Source organism: Caulobacter sp. GW456-12-1-14-TSB4, assembly GCF_059424195.1.
Genome location: NZ_JBWKZF010000003.1, coordinates 114,931 through 136,960 on the forward strand (window position 1 = coordinate 114,931; position 22,030 = coordinate 136,960).

Here is a 22,030-nt window from a genome sequence, read left to right on the forward strand (position 1 = left end):
AAATCAAAACGATGATCCGCAAGCCTGTGATGGCCGCCCTGGCCCTCGCCACCCTCGCCTTGGCCGCCTGCGAAAACGGGCATGAAGCCATGAGCAATCCGAAGATCTGCGCCGACTTCAGCAATAACGCCGGCCCCGGCGCCACGGCGGCCTCGGACCCGTCGACGCCGGTCGACGAGTGCGCGCGTCGCTGGGCCTACAGCCTGGCCGGCTCCAAGGACGGCGCCGAGATCGTCGCCGACGCGGTCGTGGCCGCCTGCGCCCCGGTGCTGAGCCGCTGGAACCAGGCCTCGCTGGGCCAGAGCGCCAATAGCGGCGAGCAGGCGCTGAGCCTGACCACCGGCCAGCCGACCAACCCGCTGGCCGAGCACAGCAGCTTCGCCCAAGGCCGCGCGCTGTTCTACGTCGTCCAGGCCCGCGCCGGCCGCTGCAAGCCGCCGCCGGTCAATAACGGGGTCCCCGCCGGACTCTAGTGCTCAAGGTCTCTCTGTGGCAGAAGCGGAGCCGGACACCGCTCCGCACCCGGCACGCGCATCGCCGCCCCTGCCCTTCTTGCCTCAGAGAGACCGCGAGCGATGACCTCATCGACCTCGACCATCCGGTTCGGCCGCCTGGCCGCATCCGCCTTCACGCGTGACATCGACGCCGCCCACACCTTCTACCGAGACGTCCTGGGCTTCACGAAAGTCTTTGAGAACGGCGACCCCGTCGGCTTCATGATCCTGGAGAAGGACGGCGCCGAGCTGCACCTGAGCCTGGTCAAGGACCACAGGCCCTCGACCACCAACATCGCCCATCTGATCGTCGACAAGGTCGACGCCCTGCATGACCACCTGGTCGCGGCCGGCGTGCGGATCATCAAGTCGCTGGCCGACAAGGACTACGGCCTGCGGGCCTTCGTCTTCGCCGATCCGGACGGCAACCGCATCGACGTCGGCCAGCCGCTCGAAGCCGAAGCGCCGCGCTTCAAGACCCGCAACATGGCGGACGCGGCGTTCGTCGACTGCCGACTGGCCGGCGCGACGTTCGAGGATGTCGACCTGTCGAAGGCCCGCTTCAACAACGTCAATCTCAGCGGCGTCACGATCGACGACGCCAGGATCGACGGGCTGACGATCTTCGGCATGGACATCCAGGCGCTGATCCGGGCCGAACTGGCCCGCCGGCGCGAAGGCTAGGCGCGCGCGGCGCGCTCCCACTCCAGGAACTCCGGCGTCGCCAGCAAGCGATCGGCATAGGCCTGCGCCGCGCCGGCGTCGCCATAGTCAGCGAGCTTGATCCCGTAGGTGCGGAAGCGCGTCGCCACCGGCGCATAGAAGGCGTCGGCGATCGACCACTCGCCGACCAGGAAAGGCCCGCCCGAGCGTTCGAGCAGCTGGTTCCAGCGCCCGACGATCGTGCGGACGTTCTTCTGGACGGCTTCGGAGATGTCGGCGACGCGCGGCGCTTCGTCCAGCGCCATCGCGCACTCGCTCCGCAGGGCCTGGAAGCCGCCGTGCATCTCGGCCGCCGCCGAGCGGCCTAGTGCGCGCAAGGTCGGGTCTGCCGGCCATAGCTTCGCTTCGGGGAATTTCTCGGCCAGGTATTCGCAGATCGCCAGCGAGTCCCAGACGGTCAGGTCGCCGTCCTTCAGCACCGGCACCTGGCGGCTGGGCGAGTGCGCGGCGATGGCCGCGTCGGTGACCTCGCCCTGACGCAACTGGATCTCGATCTCCTGGAACGGCGCGCCCGTGCGCTTGAGCGCCAGCCACGGCCGCAGCGACCAGCTGGACCAGGCCTTGGTGCCGATGACGAGTTCCATGCCGCTCTCCCCTGATGCGATTGCCGCCCGGCTTACCTTGCGTCTAAGGTCGCCTCAACGATTAGAACAAATGTTCGAGGGAGAGAGTCCATGGCGGAAGCCGCCACGCCGTCGCCCGTTGTCGCGCCCGTATCGACGGCCTACCGACGATACGCCCTCTGGGTCCTGCTGATCATCTACACCCTGAACTTCCTGGACCGGCAGGTGGTCAACATCCTGGCCGAGCCGATCAAGCGCGATCTCAACCTCGCCGACTGGCAGCTGGGCATGATGACCGGCCTGGCCTTCGCCATCTTCTACACCGTGCTGGGCATCCCGATCGCCCGCATCGCCGAGACCAAGAACCGCCCCTACATCATCGGCGCCTCGGTGGCCGCCTGGAGCGCCTTCACCGTGCTGTGCGGCTTCACCCAGAACTTCTGGCAACTGATCCTGGCCCGTATCGGCGTGGGCGTCGGCGAAGCCGGCTGCACCCCGCCCGCCCACTCGCTGATCACCGACTACGTGCCCAAGGAGAAGCGGGCCAGCGCCATCGCCTTCTACTCGATCGGCACGCCGCTGGGCACGCTGGCCGGCATGGCCATGGGCGGGCTGATCGCCGACGCCTATGGCTGGCGAGCGGCCTTCATGGTGGCCGGCGCGCCGGGCGTGCTTTTCGCTCTGATCGCCGCCTTCACCCTGGTGGAGCCGCGCAAGCAAATGGCGGCCGAGATGGCCGCCCGCGCCAGCTCGCAGATCAGCTTCGCCGCCGCCCTGGCGGTGCTGGCGACCAAGAAGACCTTCTGGCTGGTGGCCCTGGCCGCCTCGATCAAGGCCTTCATCGGCTATGGCCACGCCCCCTTCACCGCCTCGTTCTTCTTCCGCAACCACGGCGCTGAGATCGCCGAACTGGCGGCCATGTTCGGCCTGAAGTCCGCCGGCTTCCTGGGTCTGGCGCTGGGCCTGATCGGCGGCACGGCCGGCGTCATCGGCGCCTGGCTGGGCGGGGTGTTCGCCGACCGCCTGGGGGCCAAGGACCTGCGGGCCTACGTTACCGTGCCGGCCATCGCCTCGCTGATCACCATCCCGATCTACATCATCGCCGTCAGCCTGGACGCGCCGATGCCGGCCATCGGCCTGCTGGCCATCAACGCCCTGCTCGGCACGCTCTGGTACGGCCCGGTCTACGCCACCGCCCAGAGCATCGTCGATCCGGCCCTGCGAGCCACCGCCTCGGCCGTGCTGCTGCTGATCATCAATCTGATCGGCCTGGGCCTCGGCCCCGTCGCCGTGGGCCTGCTCAGCGACGTGCTGGCCGGACACATGGGGCTTGGCGAAGCCCAAGGCGTGCGCTGGGCGCTGATGGTCTCGGCCACCTTGGGCCTGGTCGCGTTCGGCCTGTTCTGGGCGGCCCGGAACAGCATCCGCGAGGAGATGGTGGCCTGATCTCGAAGAGCGCCGGAGGCCTGGTGAAATAGCCTCTGGCGCTTTGGCTTCCGCTCCGTCACAGTCCCCTCAAATAATTAGAACAAATGTTTGAAGGGAGAGAGTCAGTATGGCCGACGCGCGTGCGTCCGGCGGCGATCGGCCGCTTTATTCCAATAGCTACAAGGCCGCGGTGCTGGGGCTTCTGCTCGCCACCTACACCTTCAACTTCATCGACCGGACGATCATCGCCACCATCGGTCAGGCCATCAAGGTCGATCTGAAGCTGACCGACACGCAGCTGGGCCTGCTTGGCGGCCTCTACTTCGCCCTCCTCTACACATTGCTCGGCATCCCGATCGCCCGCCTGGCCGAGCGCTGGAACCGCGTGAGCATCATCTCGGTGTCGCTGGTCGTCTGGTCGGGCTTCACCGCCCTGTGCGGCGCGGCCACCAGCTTCGCCCAGCTGGCCCTGTTCCGCTTCGGCGTCGGGGTCGGCGAGGCCGGCTGCTCGCCGCCCAGCCACTCGCTGATCAGCGACTATTATGAGCCCAAGAAGCGCGCCACGGCCCTGTCGATCTACTCATTTGGCATCCCGCTGGGCACCATGTTCGGCGCCGTCGCCGGCGGCTGGCTGGCCCAGGAGTTCAGCTGGCGGGTGGCCTTCGTCATCGTCGGCCTGCCCGGCGTGATCCTGGCCCTAATCGTCAAGCTGGTGGTCAAGGAGCCGCCGCGCGGCCATTCCGAGATCGTCGAGCGCCCCCTCGAGGCCGAGAACCTCGTGGTCGAGCCCGCGCCCAAGCCGGCCTTCTCCCTGGCCACCGAGTTCTCCGAACTGTGGGCGGTCTTCAAGGTCCTGTTCTTCAAGTGGCCGGTGCTGAACATGGTGCTGGGCGTGACCATCGCCTCGTTCGGCTCGTACGGCTCGGGCGCCTTCGTGCCGTCCTACTTCGTGCGCGCCTTTGGTCTGGGCCTGGCGCAGGTGGGCCTGATCACCGGCCTGATCGGCGGCTTCTCGGCCGGCATCGGCACCCTGGTCGGCGGCTTCCTCAGCGACTGGGCCGGCAAGCGCAGCGTCAAATGGTACGCCTGGGTGCCCGCCATCGGCCTGATCATCTGCACGCCGATCTACATCCTGGCCTATATGCAAGCTGAGTGGCAGGCGACGGCGATGATCCTGCTGGTCCCCGGCATCTTCCACTACGTCTACCTGGCCCCGACCTTCGCCGTGGTCCAGAACTCGGTGGAGCCGCGCCGCCGGGCCACCGCCACGGCCCTGCTGTTCTTCTTCCTGAACCTGATCGCCCTGGGCGGCGGGCCGGTCTTCACCGGCTGGCTGATCGACCACCTGGCCCAGTACCACTTCAACGTTCCGGACGCGGGCGGCGTGATCCACAGCGTGCTGGGCTCGTTTGGCGTCGAAGGCGGCCAGAGCTTCGCGGCGACCTGCCCCGGCGGCGTCGCGCCCAAGGGCTCGGCGCCCGAACTGATGGCGCAGTGCCGCACGACCCTGGCCCTCTCCAGCCAGCAGGGCATCATCGTCTCCCTGTGCTTCTACGCCTGGGCCGGCGTCCACTACGCCCTGGCCGCGATCGGCATGGTCAAGCACATGAAGTCGCGCGAAGCGGCGTAAGTAATAAGCCTCTTCCCTTGACTCCGTGGGCGGGCGGGCCGAAACGCCCGCCCATGATCAGCCGCTACGCCCGCCCCGAAGCCGCCGCCATCTGGTCCAGCCAGACCAAGTACAAGATCTGGTTCGAGATCGAGGCCCACGCCGCCGACGCCATGGCCGAGATCGGGACCATCCCGAAGCTCGCCGCCGAGACGATCTGGGAAAAAGGCAAGGACGCTGTCTGGGACAGCGACCGCATCGACGAGATCGAGCGCGTCACCAAGCACGACGTCATCGCCTTCCTGACCCACGTGGCCGAGATCGTCGGTCCGGAAGCCCGCTTCCTGCACCAGGGCATGACCAGCAGCGACGTGCTGGACACCTGCTTCGCCGTGCAGCTCAGCAAGGCCACCGACCTGCTGCTGGAAGACGTCGACCTGGTCCTCGCCGCCCTGAAGCGCCGCGCGCTCGAACACAAGATGACCGTCTGCGTCGGCCGCAGCCACGGCATCCACGCCGAGCCCCTGACCTTCGGCCTGAAGCTGGCCGGCTACTACGCCGAGTTCCAGCGCGCCAAGGAGCGCCTGGCGATGGCCAAGTTCGAGATCGCCACCTGCGCGATCTCGGGCGCCGTCGGCACCTTCGCCAATGTCGACCCGCGCGTCGAACAGCACGTGGCCGACAAGATGGGCCTGGCCGTCGAGCCGGTCTCGACCCAGGTCATCCCGCGCGACCGTCACGCTGCCTATTTCGCCGCCCTGGGCGTCGTGGCCTCGTCGGTCGAGCGCCTGGCCACCGAGATCCGCCACCTGCAGCGCACCGAAGTGCTCGAAGCCGAAGAGCCGTTCGATCCGGGTCAGAAGGGCTCGTCGGCCATGCCGCACAAGCGCAACCCGATCCTGACCGAGAACCTGACCGGCCTGGCCCGTCTGGTCCGCTCGGCCGTGGTGCCGGCGATGGAGAACGTCGCCCTCTGGCACGAGCGCGACATCAGCCACTCGTCGGTCGAGCGCGGCATCGGCCCGGACGCCACCATCCACCTCGACTTCGCCCTGCGCCGCTTGGCCGGGGTGATCGAGCGCTTCAACATCTATCCCGACAACATGGCCAAGAACCTGGACAAGCTGGGCGGCCTGGTGTTCTCGCAGCGCGTCATGCTGGCCCTGACCCAGGAAGGCGTCAGCCGCGAGGACGCCTATGCCGCCGTGCAGGGCAACTCGATGAAGGTGTGGCGCGGCGAGGGTCGGTTCATCGACTTCCTCAAGGCCGACCCTGTGGTCTCCAAGGCCCTGTCGGACGAAGTGCTCGAGGAGCTGTTCGACTACGGCTACCACACCAAGAACGTCGACGTGATCTTCAAGCGCGTCTTCGGCGAGCAAGGCTAAGGCATGAGTGAACCGCCGGTTCTCCGCCTCAACCCGGCGCTGGATCCGGCGGTCTTCGCGCAGGCCTATGCGCGCGACGGCCTCGTGCGCATTCCCGAGGTGTTCGAGCCGGCGGTCGTCGACCGCCTGGCCGGCATTCTCGAGCAGACCATCGACTGGGACATCATCTGCTCGAACGAGCGCGGCGGGGCCGAGGTCATCACCCGCGCTCGCCGGCAGGAACTGGGCGACCAGGTGGTGGCCAACAAGCTGCACGCGGCCACGGTGCGGGCCCGCAGCGGCTTCGCCTATGCCTATCTCGGCTATCCGATGATCAACGCCTTCGTCGAGGGCCGTGACCGGGGTCACCCGATCCACGCCCTGACCCAGTTCCTCAACAGCCCCGAGTTCATCGCCTTCGGCGCGGCGGTCACCGGCGAGCCGGGGATCACCAAGATCGACGGCCAAGCGACCTGCTACCGGCCCGGCGACTTCCTGACCCAGCACGACGACACCGGCGTCGGCGAGCGCTTGGCGGCCTACACCCTGGGCCTGACCCGGCAGTGGCGGCCCGACTGGGGCGGCCAGCTGTTGTTCCACGACGCCAACGGCGACGTGGCGCGCGGCTTCGCGCCGGCGTTCAATGTCCTGACCCTGTTCAAGGTGCCCCAGCAGCACTCGGTGGCCCCGGTCGCGCCCTATGCCGGGGCGCTGCGGCTGACGGTCACCGGCTGGCTGCGCAACGATCCGCCTAATGGCGCCGGCGGCTAAACGCGGCTTTCCGCCGGTCGTCGATGCGGACACCCGGGTGCTGGTGCTGGGCAGCCTGCCCGGCGAGGCCTCGCTGGCGATCAGCCAGTATTACGGCAATCCGAGGAACGCGTTCTGGCGGCTGATCGAGGGCGTGATCGACGCGCCGCTCGTACCGCTGGCCTATGAGGAGCGGCTGGCGACCTTGCGGACTCACGGCGTCGGTCTTTGGGACGTGATCGCCGAAGCCACGCGGGCCGGCAGCCTCGACGCCGCCATCCGCGATCCGGCGGCCAACGATCTCCTGGCGCTGATCGAGACCCTGCCGGCGCTGCGGTGCGTGGCCTTCAACGGCGGGACCGCCGCCAAACTCGGCGCGCGGCTGGTCGGCGACCGCGTCGCGACCCTTGCCCTGCCCTCCTCCAGCCCGGCCCACGCGGCGATGACCTTCGCGGAGAAGGCGCAGGCTTGGAGCGCGCTGAAGCCTTACTTGAGCGCCGCGACGTAGAGGTCCCGGAACCGCTTCAACTCGGCCGGATCCAGATCAGACACCGCCCAGTAGGTCAAACCGCCGGCTTGCCAGTGCTCCAGCCTGTAGCCGTTGCGCTGGCTGACAGTCCCTAGGCGATCAGCCCCGTCGCCCGGCCAGACGAACACGTTGATGACGTGCAGCCCGCGCCGATAGACCAGCGCCGCCGCGGGCTGGTTCTTCACATAGTCCAGCCGTCCGCCCGCTAGCGGGAAGCCCTGGTCAGCGAAGTCCACCACCGTCGGGGCGAAGGCGACCTTGCCGTCGAACCATGGCTTCACGACGTGCCGGCTGGACGTCTCGACATCGACCAGATGGTTGGCCTGCAGCGAGCGCACGTGGTCGGCGACCAGCTCGTCGGCGAGGCCAGTCCGCCATTGGCCGACGCCGGTTACGCCTAGGGTCACGGCCAGGGCGAGCGCCGCAAAGCTCGGGATCAGGCCGATGTTGGCGCGCGGCCTCTTCGCGCTCTGCTTCCGCGCCGTCGCCTCGGCGTCGATCGCGATGGCGACACGGCGCTTCAGGGCCTCGGGCGCCGCATAAGCCACGCCAGGCGCGGCCATGGCCTCGCGCACGAGCTTCAAGTCCTCCAGCGCCTGGGCGCAGGCGGCGCAGGTCTTCAGGTGCTCCTCGACGCGTAAGGTCCCGGCGGCGTCCAGTTCGCCGTCCATCATCGCCTGCAACAGCAGCCGGCAGGTGTCGCAATCGCTCATCGCCCGGCCTCCGTGCGCAGCGCCCGCGCCAGCAGTTCGCGGCCCCGGGCCAGGCGGGACATGACCGTGCCCTGCGGCACGCCGGTCATCTCGGCCACCTCGCGGTAGGACAGGCCCTCGATCTCGCGCAGGATCAGGCTCTCGCGGAACGGCTCGGGCAAGGCCTGCAAGGCGCGCTGGACCGTGGCGACGTCCGCCGCCCGCGACAGCAGCGTCTCGGCGGTCTCGGCCGGATCGGCGACATCCTCGGCGGCCTCGTCCTCGGCGAACACCGAGCGGCTGGCGCGGCGGGCGTTGGCCCAGTCGATGAAGCCGCGCCGGACGATGGTCAGCAGCCAGGCCTTGGCGTTGTCGCCGCGATACGCCGCGAACCCGCGATAGGCCTTCAGCAGCGCCTCCTGGACGATGTCCTCGGCCAGCTCGACATCGCCGGTCAGGTAGCGCGCCAGGTTATAGGCCGCGTCGATATGGACGAGGATCACGCCGTCGAAGTCGCCCGACCCCGTGGTCGCCGACGACCGCGCCCGACGGCTCCACCAGGCGCGCCCGCCGCCGTGGGCGACGGCCAGCAGCGGGCCCAGCACCAGCACCAGGAGGCGCTGGCCCGGCATGGGTCCCGGGCGGATCGCCGGAGCGGTCATCGACAGCGTCTGCATCTCAGCTCGGCTTCACCACCACCTTGCCCACCATGTGGGGGTGCAGGGAGCAGAAATAGCCGAATTCGCCGGGCTTGGTGAAGGTGAACGAGAAGCGATCGCCCGTGTCCAGGACCTTGGACCTGAACAACGTCTTGTCGTCGGCCACGACCGTGTGGGGGATGTCGTCCTCGTTGATCCAGGTGACGGTGGTCCCGACCGGCACGCTGAGCACCGTCGGACCGAAGGTGAAGTTTCCGATGCGGATGGTCTGCGGGACCGGCGCGACGGCAGCGGCGACCGGCATGACAACGGCCGGGCCGACCGAGAAGAAGGCGAGCGCCAGAGCGCCGGCGAGAGCGGGAAGACGGGTCATGAAAAGCCTTGTGACTTGAGCGTTTAAGCGAGCGTGCCGTCGATCAGGGCGATGCGCTCCTGGCCACGCACGAAGGTGGCGCTGGTGATCCCCAGCATCGACCGCAGCTGTTCGGCGGGAACCTTCAGCGGTCCCGGCGAGGGCCCCTCGCCGCCCACCGGCTGCGGGAAGGCGGTCGAACGTGCGGTGTGGAAGGCGACATTGCCTTCGACCTTCTGGGTGATCTGATGGATGTGGCCGTTCAGCACGGTTACCGAGCCGAAGCGCTTGAGGTAGCCCAGCGCCTGGGCCGCATCGTCGGTGCCCCAGCCCCAGTCGGCATAGACCGTCCAGAGCGGGATGTGGGCGAAGACCACGATCGGCGTCGAGGACGACCGGCCGGCCAGGTCCTTCTCCAGCCAGGCCAGCTGCTCAGGCCCCAGGCTGCCCATGCCGCCGGCCTTGAGGTTCACGACATTGACCAGGGCCACGAAGTGCACGCCGTGGTGGTCGAAACTATACCAGCCGGCGCCCTTGGTCCCCTTGCCATAGCGGTCGAGGAAGGCCTTGCCAGCGCCCTCGTCCAGCATGTCGTGCTCGCCCGGCACGTGGAACACGGTGAGGCCGGCCTCCTTCAGGATCTGGTCGGCGTCGTCGAACTCCTCGTCGCGCGACAGCTGGGTGATGTCGCCGGTGTGGAGGATGAAGTCCGGCTTGACCGGCAGGGCCAGGACCTTGCCCACCGCCTCGCGGAAGGTCGCCTTCGTGTCGGGGTTGGCGGCCTTGTTGAAGCCGATGTGGCTGTCGCTGATCTGCAGGAAAGAGAAGCCCTTGGCGGCCCCGTAGGGCGCGGCAACGGCCTGGTCGAGGCTGATCGAGTTGGCCAGCCCGCCGCTCATCGTGAACAGCGCGCCCGTGCCGGCCCAGGCCATGCACTTGAGGAATCCGCGCCGGTCGTCGTGGTGGTGTTCGTCCATCTTGGCTCCTTGGACTTGGGGTCTCAGGGAGCAAGACGGGACCGGCCGCGCGGTTATTCCCGGCGGCCGGAAAATTGTTCGCCTAGTGCGTCTTATCGGTCTTGAAATTGATCACGTGGTAGACCGCGTTGGTCGCGCCGATGTTCTTCAGGGCGTGGGGGCTGTTGCTGGCGTTGAAGATTACGCCGCCCGGGCCAAGCTTCTCCCACTTGCCGCCCGACAGGGTCTCGACCTGGCCTTCCTTGATGATGACCAGCTCCTCGTTCGGATGGGTGTGGGGCGGGTGCGAGCTGGTGCCAGGCTTCAGGGTCGTGACGTGCATCTCCAGCTCGTCCAGCGTCGCGGTCGGGCCCTTGGCCAGCTGGGCGTAGGTCCCGACGTCGGTGTCGTGGGGTTTCATCTCCTCCCAGCGCCAGACCATCGGACCGATTAGGGCGGGCTTGGGGGCCTGGGCGACGGCGACGCCGGCCAGGGTGAGGACCACCGCGCCGGCGGCGATGGCGAGGTCGCGTTTCGTGAGCATCGCCATCTCCTAGAACGTGTACGGCTTGCGCTGAGGACGGCTCAACAAGGCGTTAGCGGCGTCGTCATTGATGAAGCGCTCGGCCTTGGGGTCCCAGTGCAGGCGGCGGCCGGTCTTCATGGCCGCGTGGTGCAGCAGACAGGTCGAGCACGCGCGGTGGCCGATCTCCGCCGGGGCCGAGGGGGCCGCCCGGGTCTTGATCGAGATCAGCCAGTCGCCGTGTTGCTCGACCGATTTGCGCAGGTGGATCTCGTTGGGGCCAATCACGCTGTCGAGGATCTTCGGGTTGCTGGCCGACAGGGCCGGCGTCGGCTTCTGGCCGAAGCTGGGATCGCTGGAGGTGACGGCCGCGTCGCGGGCGACGAAGATCCAGCCTTCCGTGCCGATGAACTTCACCCCGTTCGGGAAGTCGCCCGAGATGTCCATGGTCACGCCGTTGGCGTATCGGGCGTGGGTCAGGAACTTGCCATGCACGTTCCACAGGCCGCTCTTGGGGAACTCAGCCGAGCCCCAGATCTCGACCGGACCCGAGTGCTCCATGTCCATGCCCCAGTGGGCTGTGTCGATGTGGTGCGCGCCCCAGCCGGTGATCATCCCGGCCCCGAACTGCTCGCAGCGCAGCCAGCCCGGACGGCCGAAGTCGGCCTGCGGATGGACCCGCATCTCGGTGTAGTAGGCCTCCGGCGTCGAGCCCAGCCAGGCGTCGTAGTTCAAGTTGGCCGGGATCGGCTGCTGCGGCGCCTCGGGGCCGGACGGATCGCCCGGCAGCCCGACCTCGACGTGCTTGAGCTGTCCGATGCGGCCGTTGCGGACCAGCTCGCACGCGCGGCGGAACTGCGGCCAGGGATTGTCCGACCGCTGCTGCGAGCCGATCTGCAGGATGCGGCCCGACTTGGCGACCGCGTCGGCCATGGTCCGGCCCTCGGCGATGGTCAGCGAGGCCGGCTTCTGCAGATAGACGTCCTTGCCGGCCTTGACCGCGTGCACGGCCAGGATGGCGTGCTGGTGGTCGGGCGTGGCGATGATGACCGCGTCCAGGTCCTTGGCGGCCAGCACCTCGTGATAGTCGGCATAGCCCCGGGCGCTATCCCAGGTGCGGCCGTACTTCTTGCTGTAGGTCTCGTTGACCAGCTGCTTGCCGGACTCCACGCGCTTGGAGTCCAGATCGCAGACCGCCAGGATCTGGGCGTGGTCGTATTTGAAGGTCTCGGCCATGTCGTGGCCGCGGGCGATGCGGCCCACGCCGATGACGCCGATATTGATGCGGTTCGACGGCGCGTTCTGGCCGAACACCGTGGCGGGCACGATGGTCGGGAAGGCGATGCCGGCGGCGAGGATTCCGCGACGGGTGAGGTTGCTCATCGTCATTTCCCTTAACCCAGGACCGGCTTGGTGGCGTTCTTCTGGGCGGTCAGCACCAGTTCGGCGGCCAGCAGCGCCTGCGTCTGGTCCTGGGCGACCGAGGTGCGCTCGACGATGTCGCCGACGAACTGCGGACCGAACGGCAGCTGGACCTGGCTGCAGTCGATGTAGCGGGCCGACTTCTTGTCGACGATCAGCAGATGGTTGGCGCCGGGCCGCCCCGTCGGATCGACGTACTTGCGCAGCTCGATATAGCCCTCGGTGCCGAGGATGAAGAGCCGCCCGTCGCCCCAGACGCCCAGGCCGTCCGGCGTGAACCAGTCGACCCGCACATAGCCCGTGCCGCCGTCGCCGACGACGGTCATGTCGCCGAAATCCTCGAACTTGGGATGGGCGGCGTTGTTGAGATTGCCGGTCTGGCTGGCGACGACCTTGGCGGTCTTGCTGCCGGTGTAGAACAGGAATTGGTCGGCCTGGTGCGAGCCGATGTCGGTCAGGATGCCGCCGTAGCGGGCCTTGTCGAAGAACCAGTCCGGACGCGGCGAACCGATGCGGTGCGGGGCGATGTTGATGGTCTGGACGACCTTGCCGATCGCGCCGGCCTGGACCAGCTCGCCGGCCTTGATCGCCGAGGGCACTTCCAGGCGCTCGGAATACATGATCGCGTACTTGCGGCCGGTGGACTTCACCGCCGCGCGGACCTGGGCCAGCTGCGCCAGCGTGATGATGCCCGGCTTGTCGGACAGGTAGTCCTTACCCGCCGCCATCACCTTCAGGCCCAGCGGCGTGCGCTGGTCGGGGATCGGGGCGGCGGCGACCAGCTGGATCGACTTGTCGTTGAGGATCTGGTCGATGCTGACGGCCACCGGCACGTCGCCGTGCTGGGTCTTGAAGTCGGCCAGCTGTTTGGCGTCATTGCCGTAGGCGTAGACCCAGGCGCACTCGCCCCCGCCCCGCTTGATCGCGGCGGTCATGCTCATGATGTGGTAGTGGTCGAGGCCGATCACCGCGAACTTGATCTTGTGCTTGGCGGTCAGGGCCGGTCCCGGCGCGGCGACCTCCTGGGCGAGGGCGTCGCTGGCGATGGCCATGCCACCCAGTCCGGCCGCCAACAGGAACGCCCGGCGGCTCGCGAGATCGTCCATGGTCTTTATTCCTCTCCAGTCGCCAGCTTGCCTGACCTCTTATGAGAAGAGATCAGACCACTAAAACGCGACCGAGGAAATACCTTCTTGGTCGTAGGCGCGCCGTTCGACGTCCGGAGGACGAGCCGGCGGCACATTACGGGAAATTCATCTGCACGCCGGCCGCGCTTGGGGCAGGCTCCGCGCCTTAGAGGGGAATCCTACACATGCGCATCTTCCTGCTGGCCGCCGTTTCCGCCGCGGCTATCTCCGGCGCGGCCATAGCCGCCGAAAAGCCGATGTACGGCGCGTGGGGCGTCGACCTGACGTCGCGCGATCTGGCGGTGAAGCCGGGCAACGACTTCAACAAGTACGCCAACGGCGGCTGGGAGAAGAAGACGACCATCCCCGCCGACCAGCCCTCGGCCGGCGTCGGCTACGACGTCTTCAACCGCTCGCAGGACCAGCTGCGGACCCTGATCGAGACGGCGGACGCCTCGACCCAGATCGGCGCGCTGTACAAGAGCTTCACCGACGAGGCCAAGATCGAGCAGGTCGATGACGCGCCGCTGAAGGCCGACCTGGCGAAGATCCAGGCGATCTCGTCGAAGGCCGACCTGGCCAAGGCCCTGGGCGCGGCCCATGGCGGCTTCGGCCCCGACCTGTTCTCGCTGGACATCTATCCGGACGCCAAGAACCCCGAGATCAACGCGCTCTATATCGGTCAGTCGGGCCTGGGCTTGCCCGACCGCGACTACTACCTGACCGACGGCTTCAAGCCGCAGCTGGACGCCTACAAGGCCTTCGCCGAGCGGGCGCTGAAGATGGCCGGCTATGCCGATCCGACCAAGGCGGCCGCCGACGTGATCGCCTTCGAGACGGCCATCGCCAAGGTCAGCTGGCCGGTCGCCGACCGCCGCGACATCGACAAGGTCTACAACCCCGTCTCGCTGACCGAGCTGCAGGCCTATGCGCCCGAGGTTCCGTGGGCCGACTATCTGGCCGCCGCGGGCATCACCGGCCGCAGCCAGGTGGTGCTGGGCGAGAAGACCGCCGTCAGCGACATCGCCAAGCTGTTCGCCGCCACGCCGCTGGAGACCCTCAAGGCCTGGCAGACCGTCCAGGGCGTGCAGGAGATGTCGCCCTACCTCTCCAAGCGCTTCGTCGACAGCCGCTTCGAATATGTGAAGGTGCTGAGCGGTCAGACCACCCTGCGCCCGCGCTGGAAGCGCGGCGTGACCCTGGTGGACGGCAGCCTGGGCGAGGTGGTCGGCCAGACCTATGTCGCCAAGTACTTCCCGCCCTCGTCCAAGGCCCAGATGGTCGATCTGATCGCCAATCTGAAGGTCGCCATGGCCGAGCGCATCGAGAAGGCGCCGTGGATGGCCCCGGTCACCAAGCAGGCGGCCCTGACCAAGCTGAAGAAGATGACCGTCATGGTCGGCTATCCCGACAAGTGGCGCGATTATTCGGCCCTGAAGCTCGACGCCGGCGACCTCTACGGCAATGTCCGCCGCAGCGGGGCCTTCGAGTGGGCCTATGCCCTGTCCGACCTGGGCCAGCCGGTGGACCACGCCAAGTGGGGCATGACCCCGCAGACCGTGAACGCCTACAACGGCGGGCTGGAGAACAAGATCGTCTTCCCTGCCGGCATCCTGCAGGCGCCCTACTTCGATCCGGCCGCCGACCCGGCGGTTAACTATGGCGCGATCGGCGCGGTGATCGGCCACGAGATCAGCCACGGGTTCGACGACCAGGGCCGCAAGATCGACGACACCGGCAAGCTGCGCGACTGGTGGACCGCCGAGGACGCCAAGCGCTTCGAGACCCAGGCCGACGTACTGGGCAAGCAGTACGACGGCTACGAGGCCGTGCCCGGCATGTTCATCAACGGCAAGCTGACCATGGGCGAGAACATCGCCGACCTGGCCGGCCTACAGGTGGCCTATGACGCCTACCACGCCTCGCTGAAGGGCAAGCCCGCTCCGGTCGTGGCCGGCATGACCGGCGACCAGCGCTTCTTCCTGGCCTTCGCCCAGGCCTGGCAGGACAAGTCGCGTCCGGACTCGCTGAAGCAGCAGATGGCGTCGGACCCGCACGCGCCGTCGAACTTCCGGGTCATCGGCCCGACGCGCAATGTCGACGCCTGGTACGCGGCCTTCGGCGTCAAGCCGGGCGACAAGTTCTACCTCCCGCCGGAGAAGCGCTCGCGCATCTGGTAGGCCCCGAAAGAGAAAGCCCGCGCCGTCTTGTGGGACGGCGCGGGCAGTTGGGTTTCCGAGTGTTCCCGGAAGGGGGGTGGTGGGGGTTGAAACGCCGGCTCAGCCGACCTTCTTCACCGGCACGTTCTCGACGTGGGTGTTGACGTAGTTGAAGCCGCCCGAGCCGTTCCATTCCTGGTCGACCGTCAGGGCCGCCGTGAACTTGGCGATGAACGAGCCGATGGCCGGCGGCGGCACGCTGTAGACGAACTCGCCGTTCAGCGAGACCAGCTGATGGTTGGGCCCAAAGCCGGTCTGATAGATCTGGCCCGAGACCTGGAAGCGGTGATTGCCGCCCGGGGTGGCCTGGACGATCTCGGCGAGGCCGGCCACGTGGCCCGAGGCGGCTTGCACCGACAGGGCCAGGTTGACGATCGGCGCGCCGGGCATGCCGACGTTACCGACCACGGCCTTGACGAAATAGAGACCGATGACGTCGCTGGCGGTCTTCTGGGTATGAAGGGTGTCGGCTTCAGCGCTCATTGGACGTTCTCCCTTTTCGGCGGTCCCGACGACCGCCCGGCGGGCACATTGATCCATCCCTTTTCGAGCGCCAGATAAAACCTGGGCGAAAATTTGAATTTCTAACAACCAAAAAGTGTATACGGTCGCTGACCTTGCGGAAGCCCCATAACGACAAAGCCCGGCGAGGTCTGGGACCTGCGCCGGGCTTTTAGAATAAATCGAATCGATCCCGAAGGACCAACCGTGGCGAAGCTTACTCGCCAGCCTTGATCTGTTCGCGGGCCACGGCCAGCAGCTCGTCCATCTTCATGCGGACCTCGCCTTCCGAGGCGGAGACGCCCGAGCCCGACAGATCCTGGTAGACCTTGCGCAGCACGTCCTCGTCGCCCGGCTGTTCGAAGTCGGACTTCACCACGGCGCGCGCGTACTCCTCGACCGTCGCCAGGCCCATGAGACCAGCGGCCCATTCGCCCAGCAGGCGGTTGCGGCGCGCGGTCGCCTTGAATTCAAGCTCCTGGTCGTGAGCGAACTTGTTTTCGAAAGCCCGTTCGCGGTCGTCGAAGGTGGTCATGAAGGCCCCAAAGTCGTCCGAGCCTGTCGCGCCCAGATAAATTCATCCGGTCGCGGCAGGCTCTAATTCTAAACATTTAGAGCATGATAGTCGCCGAAACCGGCGTCCACTTCCGGCTATCGTGCTCTTACGCGGGCTGCATATCCCGTGCCGCCCTCCGCCGCAATCGGCGGATAAGCCGCAGGCTACGTTTCCAGTCGCAGCATAGCCCAAAACGCCGGAGGAAAGCTGTCCTTCGTTTGCGCGGTCGTGCTGATTCAGGTAGGTTCCGCACGATATTTCCAGTGAGCGGCCTTGAGTCGAATGCCGCGCGCAGCTATCCGCCGCGCGCGCTTTTCGTTTCTCCGGAACTTTCCGGCCTCGAGGAGCGGCGCGCGCTTACAGAAGGGCCTCGACGAGAGCCATGACGACCCGTCGCAAGAAGATCTACGAAGGCAAGGCCAAGATCTTGTACGAGGGCCCCGAGCCCGGCACCCTGATCCAGTACTTCAAGGACGACGCGACGGCCTTCAACGCCCAGAAGAAAGCCATCCTGGAAGGCAAGGGCGTCATCAACAATCGGATCAGCGAGTACATCATGACTCGCCTGAACTCGATCGGCGTCCAGAACCACTTCATCCGCCGCCTGAACCTGCGCGAGCAGCTGATCAAGGAAGTCGAGATCGTCCCGCTCGAGGTCGTGGTGCGCAACATCGCCGCCGGCTCGATCGCCACGCGCCTGGGCCTGACCGAGGGTCAGCCCCTGCCCCGCTCGATCATCGAGTTCTACTACAAGGACGACAAGCTCGGTGACCCGATGGTCTCCGAGGAGCACATCACCGCGTTCAACTGGGCCGCGACCCAGGAGATCGACGACATGATGGCCACCGCCCTGCGGGTCAACGACTACCTGTCGGGCCTGTTCAGCGCCGTCGGCATCACCCTGGTGGACTTCAAGATCGAGTTCGGCCGCATCTACGAGGGTGACTTCTCGCGGATCATCCTGGCCGACGAGATCAGCCCCGACAGCTGCCGCCTGTGGGACTCGGTCACCAGCGAGAAGCTGGACAAGGACCGTTTCCGCCGCGACCTCGGCAACGTCATCGAAAGCTATACCGAGGTGGCTCGCCGCCTGGGGATCATGAAGGAAATGCCGACCGTCATCCAAGGCGGCGTGCACTAACCTTCATTCGGAAAGCAGCGTGGCCCTTTGACCGCCGCGCGGGGAGAACCTGTCAGTGAAAGCCACCGTCCACGTGTTCCTGAAGCCCGGCGTGCTCGACGTCCAGGGCAAGGCTGTCGAGAACGCCCTGCATGGCCTGGGCTGGCCGTCGGTCAAGGACGCCCGCGTCGGCCGCGTCATCGAATTCGATCTCGACGCCACGGACGCCGAGGCCGCCAAGGCCGAGGTCAAGACCATGTGCGACAAGCTGCTGGCCAACACGGTCATCGAAAGCTACCGCATCGACATCGCCTAAAAGGCGAGACTCGACAAAAACACGTTAAACGCGCACCCTCTCGTGACATTGTTGCGAGAGGGTGGCGACGTGACGATCTTCCAGATCCAGACGGCCTTGGCCGCGCGCGGCTTCGATCCGGGCAATATCGACGGCATCTGGGGTCGCAGGACCGCCGCGGCGGTTCGCGACTTCCAGAGAGCCAGCGGCCTGCTGATCGACGGGGTCGTTGGCCCCAAGACCCTGAAGGCGCTAGGCCTGGACGACAGCCCGCCCAAGAACGCCCTGGACGATCCCGCCCTGCCCTGGCTGATCGAGGCCAAGCGCCTGATCGGCGTGCGCGAGACGCCCGGCCCAGCCGACAACCCGGACATCATGCGATGGGCCGAGAACCTCGACATCGACTACGCCGGTGACGACGTCGCCTGGTGCGGCCTGTTCGTGGCCCACTGCGTCGGCTCCACCCTGGGCAACGAGCCCCTGCCGGCCAACCCGCTGGGCGCGCGCAGCTGGCTGAAGTTCGGCTCCCCCAGCAAGCCGCAGCCGGGCGCGGTGATGGTCTTCTGGCGAGGCTCCAGGACCGGCTGGCAAGGCCATGTCGGCTTCTATGCCGGCGAGAACGACGCCAAGGGCTATCTCATCCTCGGGGGTAACCAGTCGGATAAGGTGAGCTACACCTGGCTGGCCAAGGATCGGCTGCTGGACGCCCGCTGGCCGGCCACCGCGCCGCCCGGCTCGGGCAAGCCCCGCAAGGTCAAGGACGACGGAAAGCCGGTCTCGACCAACGAACAGTGATCGGCGACCCTTGCGGATCGGACCGGCCGAGCCCAGCTCCCCAGGTATCGAGACGGGAGGGAGCATCGAACATGTGGCAACTGGCGCAGGTCAATGTCGGACGCCTGAAGGCGGCGATCGACCATCCGATGATCAAGGACTTCGCCGACAACCTCGATCGCATCAACGCGCTGGCCGAGAGTTCGCCCGGCTTCGTCTGGCGGCTGAAGGGCGACGGCAACAACGCCACCGACCTGGCGATCAACGACGATCCGCTTTTCATCCCGAACCTGTCGGTGTGGGCGGACATCCCCTCGCTGGGCGCGTTCGTCTACCGCAGCGGCCACATCGAGATCATGCGCCGCCGCAAGGAATGGTTCGAGGACATGGACACCTACATGGCCCTGTGGTGGGTCCCGGTGGGTCATGAGCCGACGGTGGAAGAGGCGCTGGAGAAGCTGGCGTTGCTGAAGGCCCACGGGCCAACGCCGGCGGCGTTCACGTTCAAGACGCCCTTCCCCGCGCCGACGGGGGAGCCGGTGGCGCCTGAGCTGGATGAGTGCGCCTAAGAACTGTCGTCCCGGCTTTCGCCGGGATGACAAATCCATACGAACGGTGCTACAGGCCCGCGCCATGAAAGCCGCCGTCGTCGTATTCCCCGGTTCGAACTGTGACCGCGACTGCAAGGTCGCCATCGAGCGCTCCGCGGGCGCCCGTGTCGAGATGGTCTGGCACCAGGAGACGGCGCTGCCGGACGACCTGGACCTGATCGTCCTGCCCGGCGGCTTCTCGTACGGCGACTACCTGCGCTGCGGCGCCATGGCGGCCCAGAGCCCCGTCATGAAGGAAGTCGTCTCGGCCGCCGAAAAGGGCGTCGCCGTGGTCGGCATCTGCAACGGCTTCCAAGTCTTGACGGAAGTCGGCCTTCTGCCCGGCGCCCTGCTGCGCAACGCCGGCCTGAAGTACGTCTGCAAGGCCATCGATCTGGACATCGTCAACGGCCAGACCCGCTTCACCGCCGGCTATGGCGAGCAGCGCGACGCGGTCATGACCGTGGGCAACGGCGAGGGCAACTATTACGCCGACGAGGAGACCCTCGACCGGATCGAGGGCGAGGGCCAGGTGGTGTTCCGCTACAAGCAGAACCCGAACGGCTCGGCGCGCGGCATCGCCGGCATCGTCAACAAGGGCGGCAACGTCCTGGGCCTGATGCCCCACCCCGACCGCTCGTTCGATCCCGACCTGGGCTCTGACGACGGCGCGGTGCTGTTCCGCAGCATCTTCCAGAGCGCCTGACGCGGCTCAGCCCACGGATCAAAAAGTGGGCTGAAGCGTGCTGTTACAGTGTAGCAGCTCCAAAATCCCAGGCCTAAGGTGCCCGCCTCTGCAGGAGGGCCAACCATGAGTCTCGTCACCACCTTGCGCGCCGGCCTGATGGCCGCCGTCGCCATCTCGGCCGTCGCCGTCACGGCCCATGCCCAGACGCCGCCGATGGCGCCGGACATCGCCGGCAAGTACGTCGCCGCCAAGATCAACTACGACTACGAGAAGCGCGTCGTGATGATCCCGATGCGCGACGGGACCAAGCTCTACACGGTCATCGTCATCCCCAAGGGCGGCAAGAGCCTGCCGATCCTGCTGACCCGCACGCCCTACAACGCCGCCAAGCGCGCCGCCCGCAACGACAGCTCCAAGATGGTCTCGGCCCTGGCCCAGGGCGACGAGGTCTTCGTGGCCGACGGCGGCTATATCCGCGTCTTCCAGGACATCCGCGGCAAGTACGGCTCGGAGGGCGACTATGTGATGACGCGCCCGCTGAAGGGTCCGCTGAACTCGTCCGAGGTCGACCACTCCACCGACGCCTACGACACCATCGACTGGCTGGTGAAGAACGTGCCGGAGACCAACGGCAATGTCGGCATGCTGGGCAGCTCGTATGAGGGCTTCACGGTCGTGATGGCTCTGGTCAATCCGCACCCGGCCTTGAAGGCCGCGGCGCCGATGAGCCCGATGGTCGATGGCTGGATGGGCGACGACTGGTTCCACCACGGGGCTTTCCGCCAGCCGAACTTCGACTACATCACCGGCCAGACCACGGTGCGCGGCGCGGGCGATGGCGTGCAGCGCCAGGGCTATGACGACTACGCCAACTTCCTGAAGGAAGGCTCGGCCGGCGACTACGCCAAGAACCATGGCCTGGACGCCCTGCCCTTCTGGAAGAAGATCAGCGAACACCCGGCCTATGACAGCTTCTGGAGCGAGCAGGCTCTGGACAAGACCATGGAGAAGACGCCGCTGAAGGTGCCGACCATGTGGATCCAGGGCCTGTGGGACCAGGAGGACATGTGGGGCGCGGTGCACTCGTATCCGGCGCTGGAGTCCAAGGATACCAACAACGACATGAACTACCTGGTGCTGGGCCCGTGGCGGCACAGCCAGGTGAACTACGACGCCTTCAACCTGGGTCCGTTCAAGTGGGACGGCGATACCGCCCTGCAGTTCCGCCGTGATGTGCTCAAGCCCTTCTTCGACCAGCACCTGAAGGGCGCGGCCAAGGCCGACACGCCGCCGGTGCTGATCTACGACCCGGGCCAGAACAAGTGGAACCGCTATGCATCGTGGCCGCAGGGCAAGACCAAGAACCTCTATCTGGAGGCCAAGGGCGGCTTGGGCTTCGACGCCCCGGCGGCGGCCAAGGGCGCGGCGGCGTATGACGAGTACGTCTCCGATCCCGCCAAGCCGGTGCCCTACATCCCGCGCCCGCTGCAGTTCTCCGACCGCAGCCGCTGGACCCAGTGGCTGGTCACCGACCAGCGCGGTGTCGACGGCCGTCCCGACGTCCTGACCTACACTTCCGAACCGCTGAAAGAGCCGCTGAAGATCGCCGGCGTGCCGAAGGTGAACCTGACCGCCTCGACCAGCGGGACGGACAGCGACTGGGTCGTGAAGCTGATCGACGTCTATCCGGACGAGGTCCCCAGCCAGCCCGAGCTGGGCGGCTACCAGCTGGCCGTGGGCATGGACATCTTCCGCGGCCGCTATCGCGAGGGCTTCACCGAGGGCAAGCCGATCAAAGCCAACACCCCGCTGAAGTACCAGTTCATCCTGCCGACCGCGAACTACACCTTCCAGCCGGGCCACCGGATCATGGTGCAGGTCCAGTCCAGCTGGTTCCCGCTCTACGATCGCAACCCGCAGACCTTCGTGCCGAACATCTTCTTCGCCAAGCCAGCCGACTATGTGAAGGCCACCCAGCGGGTGTTCCACGCGGGAACGGACGCCAGCTTCATCGAGCTGCCGGTCGTCGACAGCAAGTGACAACGAGAAAGGCCGGCGGGGTCACCGCCGGCCTTCCTTCTACGGAGAGGTGCTCG

Annotated in this window: 24 protein-coding genes; 14 read left to right on the top strand and 10 right to left on the bottom strand. The window is 67.0% G+C overall.

The window, feature by feature from the left end; all coding sequences use genetic code 11:
- Nucleotides 1-11: 11 nt before the first annotated feature.
- Nucleotides 12-473, top strand: a complete 462-nt coding sequence (locus AC07YH_RS03850) for a hypothetical protein (RefSeq protein ID WP_494745689.1) — start codon at nucleotides 12-14, stop codon at nucleotides 471-473.
- Between the two features lie 102 nt (nucleotides 474-575).
- Nucleotides 576-1,178, top strand: coding sequence for a VOC family protein (locus tag AC07YH_RS03855; RefSeq protein WP_494745690.1), 603 nt, complete (start codon nucleotides 576-578; stop codon nucleotides 1,176-1,178).
- On the opposite strand, the gene AC07YH_RS03860 is transcribed toward AC07YH_RS03855, so the two are convergent.
- On the bottom strand, nucleotides 1,175-1,801 hold the full coding sequence (locus AC07YH_RS03860; protein WP_494745691.1) for a glutathione S-transferase family protein: 627 nt from the start codon (nucleotides 1,799-1,801) through the stop codon (nucleotides 1,175-1,177). The genes AC07YH_RS03855 and AC07YH_RS03860 overlap by 4 nt on opposite strands.
- A gap of 90 nt (nucleotides 1,802-1,891) precedes the next feature.
- On the opposite strand from AC07YH_RS03860, the gene AC07YH_RS03865 reads away from it, so the two are divergent.
- From AC07YH_RS03865 to AC07YH_RS03885, 5 genes are all read left to right on the top strand, one after another.
- Nucleotides 1,892-3,226 (top strand): spinster family MFS transporter, encoded by a 1,335-nt coding sequence (locus AC07YH_RS03865; protein WP_494745692.1) that lies wholly within the window; start codon nucleotides 1,892-1,894, stop codon nucleotides 3,224-3,226.
- Nucleotides 3,227-3,335: 109 nt separating this feature from the next.
- Nucleotides 3,336-4,838: a spinster family MFS transporter gene (locus AC07YH_RS03870; RefSeq protein WP_494745693.1), complete on the top strand. Its 1,503-nt coding sequence runs from the start codon at nucleotides 3,336-3,338 to the stop codon at nucleotides 4,836-4,838.
- Nucleotides 4,839-4,891: 53 nt separating this feature from the next.
- Complete coding sequence (gene purB, locus AC07YH_RS03875; RefSeq protein ID WP_494745694.1) at nucleotides 4,892-6,202, top strand: adenylosuccinate lyase; 1,311 nt, start codon at nucleotides 4,892-4,894, stop codon at nucleotides 6,200-6,202.
- Between the two features lie 3 nt (nucleotides 6,203-6,205).
- Nucleotides 6,206-6,952: a 2OG-Fe(II) oxygenase family protein gene (locus AC07YH_RS03880; protein WP_494745695.1), complete on the top strand. Its 747-nt coding sequence runs from the start codon at nucleotides 6,206-6,208 to the stop codon at nucleotides 6,950-6,952.
- Nucleotides 6,936-7,439, top strand: a complete 504-nt coding sequence (locus AC07YH_RS03885; RefSeq protein WP_494745696.1) for a DNA-deoxyinosine glycosylase — start codon at nucleotides 6,936-6,938, stop codon at nucleotides 7,437-7,439. The genes AC07YH_RS03880 and AC07YH_RS03885 overlap by 17 nt, the downstream gene beginning before the upstream one ends.
- On the opposite strand, the gene AC07YH_RS03890 is transcribed toward AC07YH_RS03885, so the two are convergent.
- The 7 genes from AC07YH_RS03890 to AC07YH_RS03920 form a co-directional block, all read right to left on the bottom strand.
- Nucleotides 7,418-8,173 carry an anti-sigma factor family protein gene (locus tag AC07YH_RS03890; RefSeq protein ID WP_494745697.1) on the bottom strand — a complete coding sequence of 252 codons (756 nt, stop codon included), beginning with the start codon at nucleotides 8,171-8,173 and terminating at the stop codon, nucleotides 7,418-7,420. The two genes, AC07YH_RS03885 and AC07YH_RS03890, sit on opposite strands and share 22 nt — an antisense overlap.
- Complete coding sequence (locus tag AC07YH_RS03895) at nucleotides 8,170-8,829, bottom strand: sigma-70 family RNA polymerase sigma factor (RefSeq protein ID WP_494745698.1); 660 nt, start codon at nucleotides 8,827-8,829, stop codon at nucleotides 8,170-8,172. The genes AC07YH_RS03890 and AC07YH_RS03895 overlap by 4 nt, the downstream gene beginning before the upstream one ends.
- Before the next feature lies 1 nt (nucleotide 8,830).
- A complete protein-coding gene (locus AC07YH_RS03900) occupies nucleotides 8,831-9,184 on the bottom strand; it encodes a plastocyanin/azurin family copper-binding protein (protein WP_494745699.1) in 354 nt (117 codons plus the stop codon).
- Between the two features lie 23 nt (nucleotides 9,185-9,207).
- Complete coding sequence (locus AC07YH_RS03905) at nucleotides 9,208-10,140, bottom strand: metallophosphoesterase family protein (RefSeq protein WP_494745700.1); 933 nt, start codon at nucleotides 10,138-10,140, stop codon at nucleotides 9,208-9,210.
- Between the two features lie 82 nt (nucleotides 10,141-10,222).
- The gene (locus AC07YH_RS03910) at nucleotides 10,223-10,663 is read right to left on the bottom strand and encodes a cupin domain-containing protein (RefSeq protein WP_494745701.1); all 441 of its coding nucleotides are present in this window, start codon (nucleotides 10,661-10,663) and stop codon (nucleotides 10,223-10,225) included.
- A gap of 9 nt (nucleotides 10,664-10,672) precedes the next feature.
- Nucleotides 10,673-12,025: a Gfo/Idh/MocA family protein gene (locus AC07YH_RS03915; protein WP_494745702.1), complete on the bottom strand. Its 1,353-nt coding sequence runs from the start codon at nucleotides 12,023-12,025 to the stop codon at nucleotides 10,673-10,675.
- Between the two features lie 11 nt (nucleotides 12,026-12,036).
- The gene (locus AC07YH_RS03920) at nucleotides 12,037-13,170 is read right to left on the bottom strand and encodes a Gfo/Idh/MocA family protein (protein WP_494745703.1); all 1,134 of its coding nucleotides are present in this window, start codon (nucleotides 13,168-13,170) and stop codon (nucleotides 12,037-12,039) included.
- A 206-nt stretch (nucleotides 13,171-13,376) separates the two neighbouring features.
- Between AC07YH_RS03920 and AC07YH_RS03925 the strand changes: the two genes are divergently transcribed.
- Nucleotides 13,377-15,371: a M13 family metallopeptidase gene (locus tag AC07YH_RS03925; RefSeq protein WP_494745704.1), complete on the top strand. Its 1,995-nt coding sequence runs from the start codon at nucleotides 13,377-13,379 to the stop codon at nucleotides 15,369-15,371.
- 99 nt (nucleotides 15,372-15,470) lie between these two features.
- Here AC07YH_RS03925 and AC07YH_RS03930 read toward each other — a convergent pair whose 3' ends face one another.
- Both AC07YH_RS03930 and AC07YH_RS03935 read right to left on the bottom strand, forming a co-directional pair.
- Nucleotides 15,471-15,893, bottom strand: coding sequence for a DUF1842 domain-containing protein (locus AC07YH_RS03930; RefSeq protein ID WP_494745705.1), 423 nt, complete (start codon nucleotides 15,891-15,893; stop codon nucleotides 15,471-15,473).
- 235 nt (nucleotides 15,894-16,128) lie between these two features.
- Nucleotides 16,129-16,446: a DUF1476 domain-containing protein gene (locus AC07YH_RS03935; RefSeq protein WP_494745706.1), complete on the bottom strand. Its 318-nt coding sequence runs from the start codon at nucleotides 16,444-16,446 to the stop codon at nucleotides 16,129-16,131.
- A 403-nt stretch (nucleotides 16,447-16,849) separates the two neighbouring features.
- On the opposite strand from AC07YH_RS03935, the gene purC reads away from it, so the two are divergent.
- From purC to AC07YH_RS03965, 6 genes are all read left to right on the top strand, one after another.
- Nucleotides 16,850-17,608, top strand: a complete 759-nt coding sequence (gene purC, locus AC07YH_RS03940) for a phosphoribosylaminoimidazolesuccinocarboxamide synthase (RefSeq protein WP_494745707.1) — start codon at nucleotides 16,850-16,852, stop codon at nucleotides 17,606-17,608.
- Between the two features lie 55 nt (nucleotides 17,609-17,663).
- Nucleotides 17,664-17,903, top strand: coding sequence for a phosphoribosylformylglycinamidine synthase subunit PurS (gene purS, locus AC07YH_RS03945; protein ID WP_223393902.1), 240 nt, complete (start codon nucleotides 17,664-17,666; stop codon nucleotides 17,901-17,903).
- A 69-nt stretch (nucleotides 17,904-17,972) separates the two neighbouring features.
- Nucleotides 17,973-18,677 (top strand): NlpC/P60 family protein, encoded by a 705-nt coding sequence (locus AC07YH_RS03950; protein ID WP_494745708.1) that lies wholly within the window; start codon nucleotides 17,973-17,975, stop codon nucleotides 18,675-18,677.
- Between the two features lie 71 nt (nucleotides 18,678-18,748).
- The gene (locus AC07YH_RS03955; RefSeq protein ID WP_494745709.1) at nucleotides 18,749-19,225 is read left to right on the top strand and encodes a DUF3291 domain-containing protein; all 477 of its coding nucleotides are present in this window, start codon (nucleotides 18,749-18,751) and stop codon (nucleotides 19,223-19,225) included.
- A gap of 64 nt (nucleotides 19,226-19,289) precedes the next feature.
- On the top strand, nucleotides 19,290-19,952 hold the full coding sequence (gene purQ, locus AC07YH_RS03960) for a phosphoribosylformylglycinamidine synthase subunit PurQ (protein WP_494745710.1): 663 nt from the start codon (nucleotides 19,290-19,292) through the stop codon (nucleotides 19,950-19,952).
- Between the two features lie 105 nt (nucleotides 19,953-20,057).
- Nucleotides 20,058-21,974 carry a CocE/NonD family hydrolase gene (locus AC07YH_RS03965; RefSeq protein ID WP_494745711.1) on the top strand — a complete coding sequence of 639 codons (1,917 nt, stop codon included), beginning with the start codon at nucleotides 20,058-20,060 and terminating at the stop codon, nucleotides 21,972-21,974.
- Nucleotides 21,975-22,030 lie beyond the last annotated feature (56 nt).

What these genes read in the sequence shown, in the direction of transcription:
- AC07YH_RS03855 (WP_494745690.1), top strand. Translation starts at nt 576, where the DNA reads ATGACCTCATCGACCTCGACCATCCGGTTCGGCCGCCTGGCCGCATCC.
- purC (WP_494745707.1), top strand. Translation starts at nt 16,850, where the DNA reads ATGACGACCCGTCGCAAGAAGATCTACGAAGGCAAGGCCAAGATCTTG.
- AC07YH_RS03870 (WP_494745693.1), top strand. Translation starts at nt 3,336, where the DNA reads ATGGCCGACGCGCGTGCGTCCGGCGGCGATCGGCCGCTTTATTCCAAT.
- AC07YH_RS03915 (WP_494745702.1), bottom strand. Translation starts at nt 12,025, where the DNA reads ATGAGCAACCTCACCCGTCGCGGAATCCTCGCCGCCGGCATCGCCTTC.
- AC07YH_RS03920 (WP_494745703.1), bottom strand. Translation starts at nt 13,170, where the DNA reads ATGGACGATCTCGCGAGCCGCCGGGCGTTCCTGTTGGCGGCCGGACTG.
- AC07YH_RS03850 (WP_494745689.1), top strand. Translation starts at nt 12, where the DNA reads ATGATCCGCAAGCCTGTGATGGCCGCCCTGGCCCTCGCCACCCTCGCC.
- purB (WP_494745694.1), top strand. Translation starts at nt 4,892, where the DNA reads ATGATCAGCCGCTACGCCCGCCCCGAAGCCGCCGCCATCTGGTCCAGC.
- AC07YH_RS03930 (WP_494745705.1), bottom strand. Translation starts at nt 15,893, where the DNA reads ATGAGCGCTGAAGCCGACACCCTTCATACCCAGAAGACCGCCAGCGAC.
- purQ (WP_494745710.1), top strand. Translation starts at nt 19,290, where the DNA reads ATGAAAGCCGCCGTCGTCGTATTCCCCGGTTCGAACTGTGACCGCGAC.
- AC07YH_RS03905 (WP_494745700.1), bottom strand. Translation starts at nt 10,140, where the DNA reads ATGGACGAACACCACCACGACGACCGGCGCGGATTCCTCAAGTGCATG.
- AC07YH_RS03965 (WP_494745711.1), top strand. Translation starts at nt 20,058, where the DNA reads ATGAGTCTCGTCACCACCTTGCGCGCCGGCCTGATGGCCGCCGTCGCC.
- AC07YH_RS03925 (WP_494745704.1), top strand. Translation starts at nt 13,377, where the DNA reads ATGCGCATCTTCCTGCTGGCCGCCGTTTCCGCCGCGGCTATCTCCGGC.
- AC07YH_RS03880 (WP_494745695.1), top strand. Translation starts at nt 6,206, where the DNA reads ATGAGTGAACCGCCGGTTCTCCGCCTCAACCCGGCGCTGGATCCGGCG.
- AC07YH_RS03900 (WP_494745699.1), bottom strand. Translation starts at nt 9,184, where the DNA reads ATGACCCGTCTTCCCGCTCTCGCCGGCGCTCTGGCGCTCGCCTTCTTC.
- AC07YH_RS03885 (WP_494745696.1), top strand. Translation starts at nt 6,936, where the DNA reads ATGGCGCCGGCGGCTAAACGCGGCTTTCCGCCGGTCGTCGATGCGGAC.
- AC07YH_RS03955 (WP_494745709.1), top strand. Translation starts at nt 18,749, where the DNA reads ATGTGGCAACTGGCGCAGGTCAATGTCGGACGCCTGAAGGCGGCGATC.
- AC07YH_RS03935 (WP_494745706.1), bottom strand. Translation starts at nt 16,446, where the DNA reads ATGACCACCTTCGACGACCGCGAACGGGCTTTCGAAAACAAGTTCGCT.
- AC07YH_RS03895 (WP_494745698.1), bottom strand. Translation starts at nt 8,829, where the DNA reads ATGCAGACGCTGTCGATGACCGCTCCGGCGATCCGCCCGGGACCCATG.
- AC07YH_RS03890 (WP_494745697.1), bottom strand. Translation starts at nt 8,173, where the DNA reads ATGAGCGATTGCGACACCTGCCGGCTGCTGTTGCAGGCGATGATGGAC.
- AC07YH_RS03865 (WP_494745692.1), top strand. Translation starts at nt 1,892, where the DNA reads ATGGCGGAAGCCGCCACGCCGTCGCCCGTTGTCGCGCCCGTATCGACG.
- AC07YH_RS03910 (WP_494745701.1), bottom strand. Translation starts at nt 10,663, where the DNA reads ATGCTCACGAAACGCGACCTCGCCATCGCCGCCGGCGCGGTGGTCCTC.
- AC07YH_RS03860 (WP_494745691.1), bottom strand. Translation starts at nt 1,801, where the DNA reads ATGGAACTCGTCATCGGCACCAAGGCCTGGTCCAGCTGGTCGCTGCGG.